The organism is Faecalitalea cylindroides ATCC 27803 (assembly GCF_000469305.1).
Lineage (GTDB): Bacteria > Bacillota_I > Bacilli_A > Erysipelotrichales > Erysipelotrichaceae > Faecalitalea > Faecalitalea cylindroides.
Map to the genome: position 1 here is coordinate 1 of NZ_KI270978.1, position 17483 is coordinate 17483.

Below are 17483 nucleotides of genomic sequence, written 5' to 3' on the forward strand. Positions count from 1 at the left end.
AATATCCCCCTTCCATGTCAAATACTTTTTTCACTTTTTTTATATTTTTTAAATATCCATTATTTATTAAGATTTTTTGTGAATTTAGCTTTTATTAGACTTTCAAAAAATGTTTTTTGCTAACTCCTAACAGATCATTAATGGTTTCTTTTATTAATTTATATTTATAAATCTATAATCTTTAAATAATAATCTCAAAATCAACGTTGGATTTTTACACTTTGAAAAGTTTGCACAATAATCAAATCTATCGCTTTCCAAGATTATCAAGATTATTTTATATATTAATTAATTCCCGTTTTCTATATATTATAGTGTTAATTTCTAATTGATACCAAATGTTACATCATTTCATTAAGTTTTTCTTTATTTTCATGTTTTTGAAAATTTTTATGAAAATTACTTGCAAAAAAGATCTTTTTGTTTATAATACTTGTATACGTGTTCACGGTTTGAACACTAGAGGGAGAGAAGTATATGAAAAAACTAAAATTACTAGTTGCTTCTGCTTTAACTGCCAGTATGTTGGTAGGTTGTGGTAGCAATCAGCTTGAAGGCAAAACGTATACATATTCTGCTGAGTTGGATATCAAAAACCTTGATTCATCAGATGCTGATGACGGTATGTCTTTTAGCGCAATGCACGCATGTATCGATGGTTTGATGGGCGTGGATGAAGAAGGAAACATCGTTCCTGCAATTGCTGAAGAGCATACAGTCAGTGAAGATGGTTTGACTCACACATTCAAACTTAGAGATGCACAATGGTCTAACGGTGATGAAGTAACCGCAAACGACTTTGTTTATGCATGGCAGCGAATCATTAAAAATTCAGGAAACTATGCATACATGTTAGGATCTGATGGAGCTAAGGTTAAAGGCGCTGATGAGTTGATGGCTAAACAAGCTGAACTTGGAGAAGGTGAAGAACTTACTCAGGACGATCTAAACACACTTCAGGCAGTAGCTGTTGATGATAAAACATTCCAGGTTACATTAACAAGTCCAGTTTCTTATTTTGAGGAATTAATGACATTCCCTTGCTACTATCCAATTAATCAGGAATTCTGTGAAGAAAAAGGCGCTGAATATGCTAAGAGCGCAGAAAATGTACTATCTAACGGTGCATTCATCATGGAAACTTGGGAACCAGGAAGACAGGCAACTTTCTCTAAAAATGAAAACTACTGGAATGCCGATGCTGTAAATCTTGATAACTTAGTTCTTAACTTAGTTCAGGAACCAGAAGTTGCTGCTACAGCATTCGATAATGGCGAAACGCAGTTTGCTTTGATCAACTCTGAATTGGTTGACAAATATAAAGATTCTGAATCTTATAAGAGCATTAAAGAAGGTTACCTATTCTATCTACAGTTAAATTTCGGTAACTCTGATTTACAAAATCTTAACTTAAGAAAAGCTTTATCTTATGCAATCAATCGTGAAGACTTCGTTAACAATGTGTTGAAAGATGGTTCAACAGCTGCTACAGGATTTGTACCAAGTGGATTATCTACAAGTCCAAGTGGAACAGATTTCCGTTCAGATGCTGGATCTTATACTTCTTATGATTTAGAACAAGCACAACAATATTTAGATGCTGCTAAAGAAGAATTAGGAAAAGATACAATTTCTCTTCGCCTACTATACGGTACTGATGAATCTCCAATGGATCAGTTAGCAACATATCTACAGGATGCATTCAGTCAGTTAGATGGTTTAGAAATCGAAATGGTTGCCACTACAAAACAAGATAGAATTTATACTAAACAAGCTAACCAAGACTTCGATATCGCATGTACTCGTTGGGGTCCAGACTATGGTGATCCAACTACTTACTTGAACTTATGTATTTCTGACAATGCAAACAACTATGGTAAATGGTCTAATACAGAATACGATTCAATCATGGATCAAGTTGCTGTTGAAGCGGATGTAAACGCTCGTTGGCAGTTAATGATCGATGCAGAAAAGATTATGATGGATGATCTATGCTATATCCCTGTATTTGAAAAAGGAAGTTCAACACTTCAAGACACAAGTGTTACTGGCCTAGTACAAAAACCAGTTGGTGTACCTTACACATTCAACTATGTTGACATTGCTGAATAGTTAGTAAATGAAAATTATAATGAACACAATATGGTTTTCGCTATATTGTGTTTGTTTTTTTAAGGAGAGTGAAGATATGAATAAATCGACTTTGAAATATATAGGTAAACGACTTATTATTTCAGCTATTACTTTATTTGTAATTCTCGTTGTATTGTTCTTGATGGTTCGCTTTTTACCTGGTTCTCCAATCAATAACGAAAAATTAAGCGCAGCACAAAGAGCAGTTATCGAGGCAAAATACGGATTAGACAAACCTATATTTACTCAGTTTGTTATCTACGTAAAAGATATGCTTACAGGTAATTTCGGCGTATCTATGAACTTGTATAAAGATATGCCTGTTGCTTCTCTGGTAGGAAATGCTGCTAAAATCTCATTCCTGTATGGTTTAGCTGCTGTTATCATCGGTACGATCATCGGAATGGCTTTAGGTGTATTCGCTGCTTTACATAGAAACTCAATTTGGGATACACTTGCAACAGCTTTATCCGTAATTGGTGTTTCAATCCCATCTTTCGTATTTGCATTACTGATCTTGATTTTCTTTGCATCTTATTTGCGAATTTTACCTACAGCATATAGTTCCAGTCAACCAATTTATTCTTCCATCATGCCGGTGGCTGCCCTTTCCACAGGTGTTATAGCCAATGTTTCACGTTTTACTCGAACCGAAATGATTGAAGTGCTTGATAGTGACTATATGATCCTTGCAAAAGCCAAAGGTCTTGATCGTAAAACATTAATATTCTCACATGCTTTACGTAACGCCTTGATTCCAGTTATCACGATCTTAGGACCAATCTTGGTAAACCTTATGACAGGAACAATGGTAGTTGAATTGTTATGTAGTGTTCCTGGTTTAGGAAAATTGCTTGTAAACAGTATTTTGAGTTCAGATTATAACATTATTTTGGCTTGTGCATTCTTATATGCTGCTATGTATATCATTATGATGCTTGTTATCGATATCGCATATGGAATCATCGATCCAAGAATTCGTTTAGGAAAGGATGAGGGATAATGGAAGACAATAAATTTTTACCAAATGATTTTGAATTTGTTGGAGACAAAAGAGATATCACAATTGATGAAGTCATCCCAACTACATCCGCATGGAAAGATGCTGTAAAACGCTTCTGCAGAAATAAAGGAGCTGTCGTTGCTGTAATTTTAATTTTGATCATCACGTTGTTTGCAATTCTTGCTCCAATGTTTTCTTCATGGGACTATGCCGAAATCAATACTTCACTAAAAAACATTGCTCCTAATGGAGAACATTTATTTGGAACCGACTCTTATGGACGAGATCTATGGACTCGCTTATGGTATGGTACAAGAATTTCTTTATTCGTTGCCGTTGCGGCAATTATCATCGATGTTGTCATCGGTGTTACATATGGTTTAATTTCTGGTTACTTCGGTGGAAAAGTCGATTCCATTATGCAAAGAATCCAGGAAATCATTAACTCGATCCCTACTCTAGTTGTTCTTATTATATTATTAATGTTCATGAAACCAAGTCTTGGCACAATTATTATTGCCCTTGCCTTTACAGAATGGATCGGTATGTCACGCATCACACGTGCTCAGGTCTTAAAAGTAAAAGAAGAAGAATATGTCCTTGCATCACGTACATTAGGCGCTAAAGATTTCTTTATCATCTTTAAAGAAATTCTTCCTAATATTTATAGTCAAATGATCATCATGGTCATGATGTCCATTCCAAATGCTATCTTCTATGAAGCGTACTTGTCTTTTATCGGATTAGGTTTGCCTATTCCAGAAGCTAGTTTAGGAACTTTGATCAATGATGGTTATAAATCATTCTTAGTATATCCATACATCATGTTGATCCCTGTTGCGATCTTCTCATTATTAATGCTTTGCTTCAACTTATTTGGTGATGGATTACGCGATGCACTTGACCCTACGATGAAGGAGAGATAATAGATGGCTGATAGAGAAAGAATTTTAAAAATCAGAGATTTAAATATCTCATTTAAAACTGATAACGGAAATGTAAAGGCAATTCGTGGTGTAAACCTTGACCTTTATAAAGGAGAAACCATCGCAATCGTTGGTGAATCTGGATCTGGAAAATCTGTTACGACCAAGGCTATCATGGGCATCTTGGCAAGTAACGGAACGATTGATAGCGGAACGATTGATTATGTATGGTATGACGAATATACTGGCGAAAGACAAGAAAGAGACATTGTGCAAATGTCTGAACGCGAACTTCAAAAAGAAATTCGTGGTCGTAAGATCGCCATGGTATTCCAAGATCCTATGACTTCCCTAAACCCTACAATGACAATCGGGCGTCAGGTCATGGAACCAATGATGTATCACTATAAAAAAAGCAAACAGGAAGCTTATCAAAAAGCATTGGAATTGTTAGAGCTTGTTGGGATTACAGATGCTGAAAAAAGAATGAAAAACTATCCACACCAGTTATCTGGAGGTATGCGTCAGCGTATCGTTATTGCCATTGCCCTATCTTGTGATCCATATGTATTGATTTGCGACGAACCTACAACAGCATTGGACGTAACCATTCAAGCTAAGATCTTGGAATTGATCCAGGAAATTCAAAAGAAGAAAAACTTATCTGTAATCTATATTACACACGATTTAGGTGTCGTCGCTAAAGTTGCAGATTATGTTAACGTTATGTATGCTGGAAAAATAGTAGAAACAGGAACGATCAATGAAATATTCTATGATCCTAGACATCCTTATACATGGGGTCTTTTATCCGCTATGCCTGATTTAGACACAGACGATGATGAACTTTATACGATCCCTGGTACACCACCAAACTTAATTTACGAAGTAAAAGGTGATGCATTTGCTCCTCGTAACAAATATGCCTTGAATATTGATCTAAGACTTGATCCGCCAACATATTATGTTCCAGGTTCAAAAACACATAAAGTTTCTAGCTGGTTAATGCATGAAAATGCACCAAAAGTAGAAATGCCGGAAGCTTTAAGAAGACGATTAGACAAGATGAAGAAGGAGGGGGTATAGCATGTCAAAAGAACCTATCCTTGTTGTTGAAGATTTAAAACAGTACTTTAAAGTAAGTCGTAAATTCACTGTTAAAGCAGTTGATGGCATTTCATTTAAGATTTATCCAGGAGAAACATATGGTCTTGTTGGAGAATCCGGTTCAGGTAAATCAACGACAGGACGAAGTGTTATTCGTTTATATAAACCAACAGGCGGGAAAATAACATTTAATGGAGCAGATATCTCCGACAAAATGTCCAAAGAAACTCAAGCCATGCTGCATACTAAAATGCAGATGATCTTCCAAGATCCAATGGCTTGCCTAAATCCAAGAAAAAAAGTAATTGATATCGTAGCACAAGGGTTAGATATTCATCATTCTTATGAAACGATTGAAGAACGTAATCAAAAAGTCTATGACATTCTTGAAATGGTGGGTTTATCTAAAGAACATGCATCAAGATATCCTCACCAGTTCTCTGGTGGACAAAGACAACGTATCGGTATTGCAAGAGCTTTGATCATGAACCCGGATCTTGTTATTGCCGATGAAGCAATCTCTGCACTGGATGTTTCTATTCAGGCTCAAGTTGTCAATCTAATGAAGAAGATCCAAAAAGAAAGAGGTTGTGCTTACCTATTTATCGCACATGATCTTAGCATGGTTAAATATATCTCAGATCATATTGGTGTCATGCACTTAGGTCATCTTGTTGAAACTGGAACAACAGATGAAATCTTTAAAAATCCAATTCATCCATATACTAAATCATTATTGAGCGCTATTCCTAAGCCTAATCCAGTGGTTGAAAAAACACGTACTTCTATCTCCTATGACTACGCAACCAGTGGAATTGATTATAGCAAAGGAAAACAAATCCATGTTGAAGGCGAACATTATGTTTTAGCAACGGATGAAGAATTTGCTAAATGGACAAAGTAGACGAAATGTCTACTTTTTTTGTGCAAAAAAAGATGATCACTCGATCACCTTAATATCATATTGTTTTAATTCTTTATGCAATCCTAAAGATAAATCTTTATCGCAGATCAATCCATAAAAATCATCAATCTTTGCATATTGATAGTTTCCAATTTGATTGAATTTTTCCGATTCACATAACATATACGTTTCTTTTGAATGTGAGAGTACCAATTTTTTCGTTTGCGCATCAGCTGGCATATATGTCATAACTGAATTATCATTGATATCAACGCCTACAACCCCTAAGAAAGCCTTGTCAAAGCGAAATCCATCAATCATTTGATTTGTCAAAGAACCAACAAATCCATCGTGTCCATAATCCAGTTCTCCACCAATAAAAATTACATTAATATTTGAAGAAACTAAGATATTAATAACCTCTAACATGTTTGTTATAACCGTCATTTGTTTTTGTTCGTTGATCAAAAGCTTGGCCATCTCTATAGAACTTGTAGAGATATCTAAGAAAATGATATCGCCCGGTTCTATGATATTTATTGCTTTCTTGGCAATATTCTTTTTCGCATCTAAGTTAATATTCTTTCGTTGTGAGGCCAGTTTTCTTTGCACATTTTCTTTCGCCAGTACAGCCCCACCATAAATTTTTCTTAATTTCCCTTCTTTTTCCAGAACATTAAGATCCTTGCGTATCAAATCTTCACTTACATTAAACTTTTTACTCAAATCTTTAACGCGAACCCTGCCATTTGATTGCAGCTCTTCATAAATCAAGGCTTGTCTTTCTTCTACAAACATATTATCACCTGTTATTATTATATCACATTTCTTATTGATTTTTATTAATGATCAAAAAATCACTTGTACCATAAACATATAAAATAAAGTTCCCAAAAGAATAGATAACAACGTATTATGTTTCCATTTATGCAATACAATAACTAATATAGTAGCAGACACTTCTGCAACACCATGTGAACCTGATAAAAAATCTGTATTTCTTAAACAATAGACCACCAGCATCGCCATAATGGAATATGGTAAAACCTTGCCCAAGTATAAGATTGGACCTGGTGTATTATTTGAGAACACAAGAAAAGGAAAAAAACGCAAAATCATTGTCATAACACTCATTATGATAACTAAAACCAATGAATGAATCATACTTTCTTACCTCCTAGTATCCTATTTTTCAATAGAAATAAAACAATCGTAATGATAATCATAGTTGGAATCAGAAAACTATCCGCTCCAAACACGATCAAACAGATAACAGAAACCAAAATTCCAATACTTGCCGGTATATGATTATCAGCACTCTCCCATTGTTCTACAAAGATTACTACAAATAAAGCGGTCATTGAAAAATCCACACCTGTTGTATTAAAAGAAAATGCACTGCCTATCAAAGATCCTAAAACACTTCCTATGACCCAGTAACATTGATCAAATAATGAAACTAAAAAATAATATTTATTGATATCCATTCCTTCAGGAATATGAGCATCACAAACTAAAGAATACGTCTCATCTGTAAGTGCATAAATCAAATATGGCTTATATGGTTTCGTATCTTTATATTTATCAACCATTGAAATACCATAGAATAGATGTCTTGCATTTACCATCAATGTCATTAATAAAGTTGTTAAGACTGAGGCACCTGAACTTATCAAATCAATTGCTACATATTGCATGCTTCCTGCATAGATGGTAATACTCATCAAAATGGCCCATAATACAGAATAGCCATGATCATATAGAAGAATACCAAAACCCATTCCTAAAACTAAATAACCTGCCATGATAGGAAGAGTCTGCATGAATGCATATTTAATTAAATCCTTGTTCATATTGTCATCTCCAAAACATCTTAATTTTACCATAACATTTAATGATTCAAAAATAATGATTTTTAAAACATTTTAGTGTATTATAGGTACTATTATTAGGAGAAAAGATATATGAAATTTATAAAACAATATAAAGAGGCTCTGTCTATGGAGTTAAGAGAACACAGAAGTTCTTTTCTTGTATACATGGTTTTACGGCTATTGGTCATCCTTGTTTTGATTCTTCAAATATTTAATCAAAACTGGGAAAATGTTTTCTATGCCCTTTTAACTTTACTGTTATTGATTGTACCAAGTGTTGTTCAAATGACATTTAAGATCGAATTGCCGATTACATTGGAGATCATAATTCTTTTATTTATATTCGCTGCAGAAATTTTAGGTGAAATTGATGATTTTTACCTAAAATATAGCAATTGGGATACAATGCTGCATACAATGAATGGATTCTTGGCTGCTGCCATTGGATATTCCCTAGTTGATATTTTAAATAAATCCAAAAAAGCAAAATTTGAATTATCTCCAATTTTTATCTGTATCGTAGCTTTCAGTTTTTCTATGACAATCGGTGTCATCTGGGAATTCTTTGAATTTTCAATGGACACATTCTTTGCGATGGACACACAAAAAGATACGATCATTCATACAATTAATTCTGTTTCCATCGATCCAAGCGGTGCTATGACATCTATTTCAGACATAAAAAATGTAATGATTGATGGGCAGGCATTGAATATCAATGGATATCTAGACATCGGTTTAATTGATACGATGGAAGATTTATTTGTTAACTTCATAGGCGCAATTATCTTCTCAATATTTGGGTTCTTTTATACTAAAAACCAAGATAAGAAAAATATTGCCGCTTTATTTGTCCCAAGACAAAAAAGCAAAGAGAGAGATTATCTTGAAATCGTCAAAAAAAATGAGGAATAACCTCATTTTTTATTCAGATAATTGAGAGTCAATATCTTTGATTTGAGCTTCAAGTTCTTCGATAAATTTTTTCTTATCTTCGATTCTTTGTTCTAATTCACTAATTGCTCTTTCTCCAAGAACATTACCGATATCTTCCTGCATGCGTTTGATCTGATGTTTTTGTTCCTGCATCAATTCGTCTTTTCTTGTACGAACTTCCATCATTCTTTGTTTCCATTGAAGATGTTTTTGTTCATTAGCCTGTCTTAAGCCATCAAAATACTGATCCATTTGTTCCTTGAAGTTTTTCCAAACCGCTTCTTCTTTTTCTTTTCGACAAGAACCGATTTTCTTCCATTCAACACCAAGTTCTTTCATTTGTTTTGTATTTTCTCTTGAATAAGATTTCGTTTCATTAATAGCTTTAGCTCGAGCAATTAACTCATTTTTAGCTTCTAGGTTTTGATCTTGAAGGACATGAAGCTTTTCATAATACGCATTACGAGCTTTATAGAATGTTTGACGGTATTCATTAAACTCATTCCATAAATCATCTTCTTTTTCTCTTCCTGCGCTTCCTGCAGCTTTCCAGGCATCCATCAATTCTTTAAACTTAGTAGATGTCTTTTGCCATTCTTCAGAATTTGCAAGCTCTTTTGCCTGCTGGATCAAATCTTGTTTAGCAGCTGCAGCATCAGAGAACTTAGTCTGCATCTGTTCCCATTGTTCGTGTTTTTTATCAAAAAAACTCTGACGGATCTGGTTGAAACTTTCCCAAAGAGCATCATCGTCTTTACCTGCAGAACCAGCTTGTTTCCACTGATTCATTAACTCATTCATTTCTTCAGTAGCGTGTTTAAGATCATTAGATGCAGCTACTTTCTTTGCTTGAGCGATTAACTCCTCTTTGATTCCAGAAGCATTTTTATATACTTCATTACGTTTTGCGTACAACGCATCAATATAAGATTCAAATTCTTCATTCAGAGAATCTTCATAAGCTGATTCCCAACTTGAGATTCGTCTCCATTTTCTTCTTAAATCAGAAATCTGACGATAGATTTCATTCCAATTTTTATCGGCATTGATATTTTTAGCTTCTTCGATGAGTTCTTTACGTTTTTTGATATCCTCATCCATATCACTTACTAAATACAAATTATCATTATCTTCATACATAATACTTACCTCCAACTATGCACTGCAATATACATATTTTATCACAATATGAAACATAATGACGAAAAATCTACGTAAAATATAAATATATTTTTCTACAAAAATTGCTCTTTTTTCGTAACGAAAAAAAGCCAGAAACCTGACTTTTTTCATCACTTATAATGCTAGATAAGCTTCGTCATCCACTGGTTCGCACCATTCATTTGAAGTGTTTTCTCCTGGTGCTTCAAAGGCGATATGACTGAACCAACTATCTTTTTTTGCTCCATGCCAATGTTTTACTTCTGGCGGGATCACTACAACAACTCCAGGCTTTAATTCAACTGGATCTTTGCCTTCTTCCTGGTACCAACCTTCTCCTGCAGTACAGATCAAAATCTGACCTCCACCACTTGTCGCATGATGGATATGCCAATTATTTCTGCATCCTGGTTCAAAAGTAACATTTGCCAAAGCAAGACCACATTCTTTTGGATTTGTTAATCCATTTAAATATGAATTCCCAATAAAATATTGTGCAAACGCATCGTTTGGCTGACCTAATCCAAATACATTCTGCTCATCAAAAACTTTTTTATCCATTGTCTTCATACTACACCTTCTTTCTTACCGGATATTCTTTCCCATTTCAAATGCTCTTTTTAAAGATTGATGGCCTTGTATCTCACCTGGATCTGTCACTCCACCAGCAAATACAACACCTGAAAGATGTGATTTTTCAAAACAATCTATCCATCCTTCTAAACCATTCACAGCTTTTGCCCATACATGATCTCCATTTTCTGCAGCCGATGCAATAAAATAAATATCTCTAAATTTATAGTCTGCATTAAATAATGGATTGGCTCGATCTAATAATGTTTTCATCTGACCGCACATTTCGTAATAGTAGATTGGTGTTGAAAAAACAAGAACATTCGTCTCTTTCATCTTCTCAACGATTTCATTAACATCATCGTGGATCACACACTTTTGTGTTTTAACACAAGATAAACATCCTTTACAAAATTGAATCGTCTTATCTCTAAGTGTAACTCTTTCAACAAGATGTCCTGCTTCTAGTGCACCCTTTTCAAAACTTTGTGCCAGAATATCTGAGTTGCTGTTGAATCTTGGACTGGTTGATATGATCAAAATATTTTTGCTCATTTTTAACCTCCTATCTTAATTATAGGATTCTTTTTTATAAAGTATAATACTTATATCACATAACATCTTATGCTTGATAAGCATTTCTATTGCACGTAAAATAAAGATAAACAGGAAGACATATGGAACTTAGAGTATTAAAATATTTTCAAGAAGTAGCAAAAGAACAAAACATTACCAAAGCAGCAGAAAATCTGCATATTACCCAACCCACTCTTTCTAGACAATTAAAAAACCTGGAAGAAGAATTAGGACAACAGCTATTCGTTCGAAGCAGTCATAATATTCAGCTAACTAACGAAGGTAAATTATTGTCTAAAAGAACAGCTGATATTTTAAATATGGTTGATAAAACAACCAACGAATTTAAAGCTATGCACGATTTTACTGGTGGCTATGTCGATCTAGGGTGTGCTGAATCAAAAGGAATTACATACATTGCCAAAACCGCAAAGAATCTCTTAAAGGAATATCCAAACATCCAATTAAATATGTATAGTGGAAATGCCACAAGTGTATGCGATCAATTAGATAAGGGATTGTTAGACTTTGCGGTCATAGTGCAAGATTTAGATATTTCAAAATATAATTCTATAAATATACCTTTTCATGATCGATGGGGATTGATCATGCGTAAGGACTCTCCATTTGTTTCTAAAAAATCAATTCATCTTGATGATCTTTACGATATTCCCCTTCTAGTTTCTCGCCAAAGAGGTTATAACAAAATGGCACACTGGTTAAATCAAAACGAAAGTAGACTTAATATTGTTGCAACTTTTGATCTAATCTATAATGCAGCTATTCTTGTCAAAGAGAATGTAGGTTATGCCTTGGGATTTGACAATCTTGTCAATACAAGCTTAGAAAGCGTTCTTTGTTTTAGACCTATTGAACCAGAAATACAAACTAATATGTATTTGATTTGGAAGAAAAATCAAATCTTGTCAAAAAGTGCTACCCTTTTCCTAGAACATTTACAAAATCAAATGAAATAGTAAAAAAAGACACATTCGACATAATAGAAATGAGTCTTTTTAATTCTTGACGTAAATAAAACAATCATTTACTTTTTTACTATATAAAACCAGTCATATAAATAATATTGTTGCTTTAATAAAAAATTATAAAACAACCACAAATGTTTATGATTATATCAATGAAAATTCAAAACTTATTTTTAAAAAGAACCCAAAGGATAAAATAAGAATTAGCTATCTTGTCTCCGATTTATAATCATTGAAAATCATCAATCAATAGTTATGCTTTGTTTTTCCTGCGCAAAAAAACCTCATATACAGATGAAGAATACTTCTATCGAGACTTTATCTGTAATATGAGATTTTTATCATTTTTAAACAATTTATATTCTATCTTTTATAATTCTTTTTATTTACATTTCCTATTTCTCTTTTTGTTAAAACACAGATGCTTTCAATATGTTCAGTAAACGGGAACATATCCACAAGCTCAATCTTATTTGTCATATATCCTTTTTGTCTAAACATGACAAGATCACGCATCATTGTTTTTGGATCACAAGAGATATACAAGATCTTCTTTGGTTGAAGAGAGGTAGATGCTTCAATAAACTCTTTTGTTGTACCAGCTCTAGGTGGATCTAAAATAATTACATCATAATGGTTTCTAAATTTCTTTGCTTCCATCATGTATCTTGTCGAATCCATAGAGATAAATTTGGCATTCTTAATATTGTTCTGTTTCGCATTCAATTTAGCGTTTTCAATAGCGTCTGGATTTATTTCTACACCAGTAACACTCTTACAACTAGATGCCAAAGTCAATCCAATCGTACCAACACCGCAATATGTATCCAATACTGTGTCTGTCTTTGTTAAATCACACATTTTTCGGGCCATATCGTAGAGTACTTCACACTGTTCCGAATGAATTTGATAAAAAGATCGATTTGAGAAAGAAATCTTTAAACCACATAATTCATCTGTAATCATTCCATCCCCATATAAAAGAATCGTTTCATCTTGCTGGACTATACTTGTGTTTCTTGGATTTACATTTTGTACGATCGTTTTGATTTCTTTAAATTCCTTTACGAGCGCATTGACAAGATTTCTTCTAGAAGGAAACATCTTCTTGCTGGTGACAAAAACAACCATCACTTCATCTGTCTTATGAGCATAGCGAATCAATACATGTCTCAATAAACCGGTGCGTGTTTTTTCATTATATAATTCAATTTTCATTGAACTAACCAATTCTTCGATCTTAACAATGATTTTATTCACAATATCAGGATGCATCATACAGTTTTGACAAGCCACTACACGATGCGATTTGGCTGCATATAAGCCAGAATAAACCTTCCCTTTATTCTTCGCAAAGCCAACAATCACCTTATTTCTATAATGTGTCGTATTTTTTGCGGTTAAGACATCCCCTACTCTTAATTTAAGATGATTTCTTTGAGCTAGTTCTTCAACCTGAGCTTTCTTAATGGATGCCTGTTCTTCCATACTTTTTGAAAGATATGCACATCCTCCACATATTTTCCCTACTTTACACTTCATTCAAATTCTCCTTTAACAATGTAGCCAGCTGTGTATGATCTTTTAACCATATCGTATAAAAACCTAGTTTTTCAGCAGCCCTGATATTTACTTCAGTATCATCAATAAAGATACATTCATTTGCATTTAGGCCGTATTTCTCCAACAAAGCTTCAAAGATCTTTACATCCGGCTTGATTAATTTAAGTTGATATGAATAGATTCCCCCATCAACTTGATCTATAAAATCATAATGTTCTTTCAAGTAAATATATGAATCTTCTGGAAGATTCGAAAGGATAAAAACTTTATATCCCTTTTTTTGATAGATTTGGATCAAATCAAGATTTTCTTGAATCCCAACGACATATGATGTCCATACATCCATCATTTTATTAATTTTTTCCTTTTGGTCCGGCATCTTCTGTAAACCTTTTTGTACCATCTGTTCTTTAGTATATAATCCTTGATCATATTCATGCCAAAGTTTTGTAAAGAACACTTCGAAAAATTGATCCACAAGTGTAGGATCCTTAAAAAGATCCATTAAAAAATCTTTTGGTTTGAATGTTGCAAGAACATTGCCGATATCAAATATAATATTTTTTACCATGAACTTAGTATATTTAAAACTTAAAGGATACACAAGAAAAAATGCAGAATATTAATTCTGCACATTTAAATGAGATAAGAAATCATTGATCTGAAAATCAATCATTTCCTCTTCTTCTTTATTTAACGTCAAGATCTGCGTTTTATGATCTTCTGGTTTGATTTGAACCTTTGCGGTATGTTTATTAACAACATCCATTAAAATAAACGGTAATAAAACTTCCAGCTGAGCTTGTGCCTTTGCAGAGCCACTTTTACCGGCAGCACCAGAATATGTAACAGGTTTATTGGCAAGAGCTGTCTGATTCCATTCGGCCTGTAGATCGATTCTTCTTGACAACCAGTCTAGAAGATTTTTCAAAAGGCCAGGAATAAATCCATTATATTCAGGAGTAAAGATCCAAACCCCATCTGCCTCCATAACTTCTTTCTTAATTCTTCGAATATCAATAGGTTCTGGGTTTTCTAAATCTTCATTCATATAAGGAATATCTCGATACTGCAAATATGATACTTCAACTTTATCCTTAATTTTATCTTCTACATAGCCAGCTAATTGAGCATTGAATGAATGCCTGCGCAATGATCCAACAATAAATAATATTTTTTTCATGATCATCATCTCCTTAACTTAAGTATAAACCTTATTATGATGAATGAACATGTATATGCTCATTCTTTTTCCATTAAATAATTTGTCAACGTGATTCCTTTTCGAATCACTTCGTTTTCCCTAATGACTCTATACCCTCTTTTTTCAAAAAAACCTTTTGCGCTTATGGAAGCATATGTTGTGATCTTACCTGTTACAAACTTTTCTAATTGATCGCAGAGCTTGGTCGCAATTTGGTTATTTTGATACTCTTTATGGACATATAACATATCTAGATAGCCTTGATCGTCGATATTTCCAAAACCAACGATCCTTTTATCTTCTATCGCAACAAGTGTGTGAGATGATAAATAACGTTGATTCCAAGATTCTATATCAACCTTTCCATCTGCCCAGACATCCAACTGCTCTTTAGAATAATCTTTTCTATTTATCGTATGAACGGTATCATAAAATAACTGTGCCATTTCTTCACAATCTAAGCTTTGATATTTTCGAACAATCATATATGTTTCCTTTTCTAAATTATAACAAAAAAACCGGAAAATACATTCCGGCTATTTTACTAGTAATTCACAGATCTTTCTAGAGTATGCAATTGGGTCTTCGATTTTGAATCCTTCAATCAATAGAGCCTGATTATATAAAACATCGGCAATTTCTGCAACCTTATCTTTATTTGAACTAAATGCTTCTTTCAATGTTTCAAAAATCGGATGATTTGGATTGATTTCAAGAATACGTGTAGCCTTCATTGGCATCATTGGATTATCCTTTGGCATATTCGCAAAGACTTTTTCCATTTCAAAAGATAAGCCTTCTCCAGCAGTCAAACATACTGGATCATCGATCAAACGATTGGAGAGTTTTACTTCTGCAACTTGATCATGCAACGACTCTTTCATGAATTTCAATAGTTCTTTATTATCTTCCTTAGCTTTTTCCAATTCTTGTTTTTCTTCTTCAGAATCTAGATCTAAGTCTCCTTGAGCTGCATTTCTAAATGTCTTTTCACGATATGTCATCAATGTCTGCATAACAAATTCGTCGACTTCATCTGTTAAATATAGAACTTCGTAATCTTTCTTCTTCAATGTTTGAACAATTGGTAACTTATCGATCAAATTTACATCTGATCCAGAAACAAAATAGATGTCCTTCTGGTCTTCCTTCATGCGATTTACATACTCATTTAATGTAACAAGTTTTTGGTCTTTGCTGGAATAGAACAATAATAAATCTTGAAGTTTATCTTTATCCATTCCGTAGTTGTTATATACACCAAATTTGATGTTTAGACCAAATTCCTTCCAAAATTCTTCATATGTTTCTCGTTCTTTTGTCAACATGTTTGTTAATTCGCTTAATATCTTCTTTTCGATTCGAGAAGCAATCGCCTTTAACTGATGATCATGCTGCAACATTTCACGAGAGATATTTAATGAAAGATCTTGGGAATCCACTAAGCCTTTGACAAAGCGCAAGTAATCTGGCAACAATTCCTCTGCATGATCCATGATAAATACACCACGGCAATACAACTGAAGGCCTTTCTTATAGTCCTGATGATAGAAACCTTGTGGTACATGACTTGGAATATACAATAAAGCAGTAAAGCTGACATTTCCTTCAACGCTAAAATGAATCACACGTTTTGGATCCGCATAATCATAGAAATGATCCTTATAGAATTGATTGTATTCCTCATCGGTTATTTTAGATTTTTGACGTTTCCATAATGGAACCATGGAATTCAATGTCTGATCTTCAATAACAGTTTCATATTCTGGTTTATCAGAATCTTTTGTTTCCGCTTTGATCTTGCTGGTTTCAACATTCATCTTAATTGGGTAACGGATATAATCTGAATATTTTTTGATCAAATCTTTAAGTGTATATGTTTCCAAATATTTAGAATAATCGTCATTTTCAGTATCATCTTTTAAAGTCAAGATAATTGTAGTACCTGTTGTTTCTTTTTCAGCTGGTTCAATCGTATATCCTGAATCGCCATCACTGATCCATTTATAAGCTTCATCGCTGCCATCTTTTTTAGAAATTACGCATAACTCTTTGGCAACCATGAATGCACTGTAGAACCCAACACCAAACTGACCAATGATATCCACATCATTTTCATGTTCTTTGTTGTTTTCCATTTGTTCTTTGAATGCCAAAGACCCACTCTTGGCAATGGTACCTAGATTTTCTTCCAATTCTTCTTTAGACATACCAATACCAGTATCTGAAATAGTTAATGTACGAGCTTCTTTATTTGGTTCAATACGAATTTCAAATGTAGATGGATCTACATGTCCGGCATTTGAATAATAATATTTATCGATCGCATCACTTGCATTAGAAACCAACTCACGTAAGAAGATTTCCTTATGCGTATAAATTGAATTGATCATTAAATCTAATAATCGTTTTGATTCAGCCTTAAATTGTTTTTTTCTGGCCATAATATCACTCCTTTTAGCACTCTAGCCTTGCGTATGCTAGTATAACGCAACTCTTTAGCAGAGTCAAGATATAACTGCTAAAAGTAGCCTTTC

17 protein-coding genes and 1 pseudogene are annotated in these 17483 nt (G+C 33.6%); 7 read left to right on the plus strand and 11 right to left on the minus strand.

Going from position 1 to position 17483, the window contains the following annotated elements:
* The first annotated feature begins 477 nt into the window (after positions 1-477).
* From HMPREF0367_RS02350 to HMPREF0367_RS02370, 5 genes are all read left to right on the plus strand, one after another.
* Entirely contained in the window at positions 478-2112 is a 1635-nt protein-coding gene (locus tag HMPREF0367_RS02350) for a peptide ABC transporter substrate-binding protein (RefSeq protein WP_035400835.1), read from the plus strand.
* Positions 2113-2188: 76 nt separating this feature from the next.
* Entirely contained in the window at positions 2189-3136 is a 948-nt protein-coding gene (locus HMPREF0367_RS02355) for an ABC transporter permease (RefSeq protein ID WP_035400838.1), read from the plus strand.
* Complete coding sequence (locus HMPREF0367_RS02360; protein WP_015535731.1) at positions 3136-4062, plus strand: ABC transporter permease; 927 nt, start codon at positions 3136-3138, stop codon at positions 4060-4062. The genes HMPREF0367_RS02355 and HMPREF0367_RS02360 overlap by 1 nt, the downstream gene beginning before the upstream one ends.
* A 3-nt stretch (positions 4063-4065) precedes the next feature.
* A complete protein-coding gene (locus HMPREF0367_RS02365) occupies positions 4066-5148 on the plus strand; it encodes an ABC transporter ATP-binding protein (protein WP_022355533.1) in 1083 nt (360 codons plus the stop codon).
* A 1-nt stretch (position 5149) separates the two neighbouring features.
* Positions 5150-6073 carry an ABC transporter ATP-binding protein gene (locus HMPREF0367_RS02370; protein WP_022355534.1) on the plus strand — a complete coding sequence of 308 codons (924 nt, stop codon included), beginning with the start codon at positions 5150-5152 and terminating at the stop codon, positions 6071-6073.
* 36 nt (positions 6074-6109) lie between these two features.
* Here the strand turns inward: HMPREF0367_RS02370 and HMPREF0367_RS02375 are convergent, their stop codons facing one another.
* The 3 genes from HMPREF0367_RS02375 to HMPREF0367_RS02385 are packed head-to-tail and all read right to left on the minus strand — an operon-like array spanning position 6110 to position 7926.
* Positions 6110-6871 carry a DeoR/GlpR family DNA-binding transcription regulator gene (locus HMPREF0367_RS02375; RefSeq protein ID WP_035400841.1) on the minus strand — a complete coding sequence of 254 codons (762 nt, stop codon included), beginning with the start codon at positions 6869-6871 and terminating at the stop codon, positions 6110-6112.
* A gap of 51 nt (positions 6872-6922) precedes the next feature.
* Positions 6923-7237 carry a branched-chain amino acid transporter permease gene (locus HMPREF0367_RS02380; RefSeq protein WP_022355536.1) on the minus strand — a complete coding sequence of 105 codons (315 nt, stop codon included), beginning with the start codon at positions 7235-7237 and terminating at the stop codon, positions 6923-6925.
* Positions 7234-7926 (minus strand): AzlC family ABC transporter permease, encoded by a 693-nt coding sequence (locus tag HMPREF0367_RS02385; protein ID WP_035400844.1) that lies wholly within the window; start codon positions 7924-7926, stop codon positions 7234-7236. Before HMPREF0367_RS02385 ends, HMPREF0367_RS02380 begins: the two co-directional genes overlap by 4 nt.
* Before the next feature lie 111 nt (positions 7927-8037).
* Between HMPREF0367_RS02385 and HMPREF0367_RS02390 the strand changes: the two genes are divergently transcribed.
* On the plus strand, positions 8038-8862 hold the full coding sequence (locus tag HMPREF0367_RS02390) for a DUF2238 domain-containing protein (RefSeq protein WP_022355538.1): 825 nt from the start codon (positions 8038-8040) through the stop codon (positions 8860-8862).
* Between the two features lie 9 nt (positions 8863-8871).
* Here HMPREF0367_RS02390 and HMPREF0367_RS02395 read toward each other — a convergent pair whose 3' ends face one another.
* The 3 genes and pseudogenes from HMPREF0367_RS02395 to HMPREF0367_RS02405 form a co-directional block, all read right to left on the minus strand.
* Positions 8872-10023, minus strand: coding sequence for a DUF349 domain-containing protein (locus tag HMPREF0367_RS02395; protein WP_035400848.1), 1152 nt, complete (start codon positions 10021-10023; stop codon positions 8872-8874).
* A gap of 156 nt (positions 10024-10179) precedes the next feature.
* A pseudogene (locus HMPREF0367_RS02400) lies at positions 10180-10575 on the minus strand (cupin domain-containing protein); the annotation flags it as partial.
* 54 nt (positions 10576-10629) lie between these two features.
* Positions 10630-11172, minus strand: coding sequence for a flavodoxin family protein (locus tag HMPREF0367_RS02405; protein ID WP_035400854.1), 543 nt, complete (start codon positions 11170-11172; stop codon positions 10630-10632).
* Between the two features lie 122 nt (positions 11173-11294).
* Between HMPREF0367_RS02405 and HMPREF0367_RS02410 the strand changes: the two genes are divergently transcribed.
* Entirely contained in the window at positions 11295-12170 is an 876-nt protein-coding gene (locus HMPREF0367_RS02410) for a LysR family transcriptional regulator (RefSeq protein WP_035400857.1), read from the plus strand.
* A 372-nt stretch (positions 12171-12542) separates the two neighbouring features.
* Here HMPREF0367_RS02410 and rlmD read toward each other — a convergent pair whose 3' ends face one another.
* Genes rlmD through htpG form a run of 5 tightly spaced genes read right to left on the minus strand, consistent with a single transcriptional unit; the run spans position 12543 to position 17390 of the window.
* Positions 12543-13721 (minus strand): 23S rRNA (uracil(1939)-C(5))-methyltransferase RlmD, encoded by a 1179-nt coding sequence (gene rlmD / locus HMPREF0367_RS02415; RefSeq protein WP_035400859.1) that lies wholly within the window; start codon positions 13719-13721, stop codon positions 12543-12545.
* Positions 13711-14313: an HAD family hydrolase gene (locus tag HMPREF0367_RS02420; protein WP_051335137.1), complete on the minus strand. Its 603-nt coding sequence runs from the start codon at positions 14311-14313 to the stop codon at positions 13711-13713. Before HMPREF0367_RS02420 ends, rlmD begins: the two co-directional genes overlap by 11 nt.
* Positions 14314-14364: 51 nt before the next feature.
* On the minus strand, positions 14365-14925 hold the full coding sequence (locus HMPREF0367_RS02425) for an NADPH-dependent FMN reductase (RefSeq protein ID WP_035400861.1): 561 nt from the start codon (positions 14923-14925) through the stop codon (positions 14365-14367).
* Between the two features lie 59 nt (positions 14926-14984).
* Entirely contained in the window at positions 14985-15431 is a 447-nt protein-coding gene (locus tag HMPREF0367_RS02430) for a GNAT family N-acetyltransferase (RefSeq protein WP_035400862.1), read from the minus strand.
* Positions 15432-15482: 51 nt separating this feature from the next.
* On the minus strand, positions 15483-17390 hold the full coding sequence (gene htpG, locus HMPREF0367_RS02435; RefSeq protein WP_035400865.1) for a molecular chaperone HtpG: 1908 nt from the start codon (positions 17388-17390) through the stop codon (positions 15483-15485).
* Positions 17391-17483: the final 93 nt, after the last annotated feature.

Excerpts from the sequence above, each read along its gene's own strand:
- HMPREF0367_RS02350 (WP_035400835.1), top strand. The coding sequence starts at position 478 with ATGAAAAAACTAAAATTACTAGTTGCTTCTGCTTTAACTGCCAGTATG.
- HMPREF0367_RS02355 (WP_035400838.1), top strand. The coding sequence starts at position 2,189 with ATGAATAAATCGACTTTGAAATATATAGGTAAACGACTTATTATTTCA.
- HMPREF0367_RS02360 (WP_015535731.1), top strand. The coding sequence starts at position 3,136 with ATGGAAGACAATAAATTTTTACCAAATGATTTTGAATTTGTTGGAGAC.
- HMPREF0367_RS02365 (WP_022355533.1), top strand. The coding sequence starts at position 4,066 with ATGGCTGATAGAGAAAGAATTTTAAAAATCAGAGATTTAAATATCTCA.
- HMPREF0367_RS02370 (WP_022355534.1), top strand. The coding sequence starts at position 5,150 with ATGTCAAAAGAACCTATCCTTGTTGTTGAAGATTTAAAACAGTACTTT.
- HMPREF0367_RS02375 (WP_035400841.1), bottom strand. The coding sequence starts at position 6,871 with ATGTTTGTAGAAGAAAGACAAGCCTTGATTTATGAAGAGCTGCAATCA.
- HMPREF0367_RS02380 (WP_022355536.1), bottom strand. The coding sequence starts at position 7,237 with ATGATTCATTCATTGGTTTTAGTTATCATAATGAGTGTTATGACAATG.
- HMPREF0367_RS02385 (WP_035400844.1), bottom strand. The coding sequence starts at position 7,926 with ATGAACAAGGATTTAATTAAATATGCATTCATGCAGACTCTTCCTATC.
- HMPREF0367_RS02390 (WP_022355538.1), top strand. The coding sequence starts at position 8,038 with ATGAAATTTATAAAACAATATAAAGAGGCTCTGTCTATGGAGTTAAGA.
- HMPREF0367_RS02395 (WP_035400848.1), bottom strand. The coding sequence starts at position 10,023 with ATGTATGAAGATAATGATAATTTGTATTTAGTAAGTGATATGGATGAG.
- HMPREF0367_RS02405 (WP_035400854.1), bottom strand. The coding sequence starts at position 11,172 with ATGAGCAAAAATATTTTGATCATATCAACCAGTCCAAGATTCAACAGC.
- HMPREF0367_RS02410 (WP_035400857.1), top strand. The coding sequence starts at position 11,295 with ATGGAACTTAGAGTATTAAAATATTTTCAAGAAGTAGCAAAAGAACAA.
- rlmD (WP_035400859.1), bottom strand. The coding sequence starts at position 13,721 with ATGAAGTGTAAAGTAGGGAAAATATGTGGAGGATGTGCATATCTTTCA.
- HMPREF0367_RS02420 (WP_051335137.1), bottom strand. The coding sequence starts at position 14,313 with ATGGTAAAAAATATTATATTTGATATCGGCAATGTTCTTGCAACATTC.
- HMPREF0367_RS02425 (WP_035400861.1), bottom strand. The coding sequence starts at position 14,925 with ATGAAAAAAATATTATTTATTGTTGGATCATTGCGCAGGCATTCATTC.
- HMPREF0367_RS02430 (WP_035400862.1), bottom strand. The coding sequence starts at position 15,431 with ATGATTGTTCGAAAATATCAAAGCTTAGATTGTGAAGAAATGGCACAG.
- htpG (WP_035400865.1), bottom strand. The coding sequence starts at position 17,390 with ATGGCCAGAAAAAAACAATTTAAGGCTGAATCAAAACGATTATTAGAT.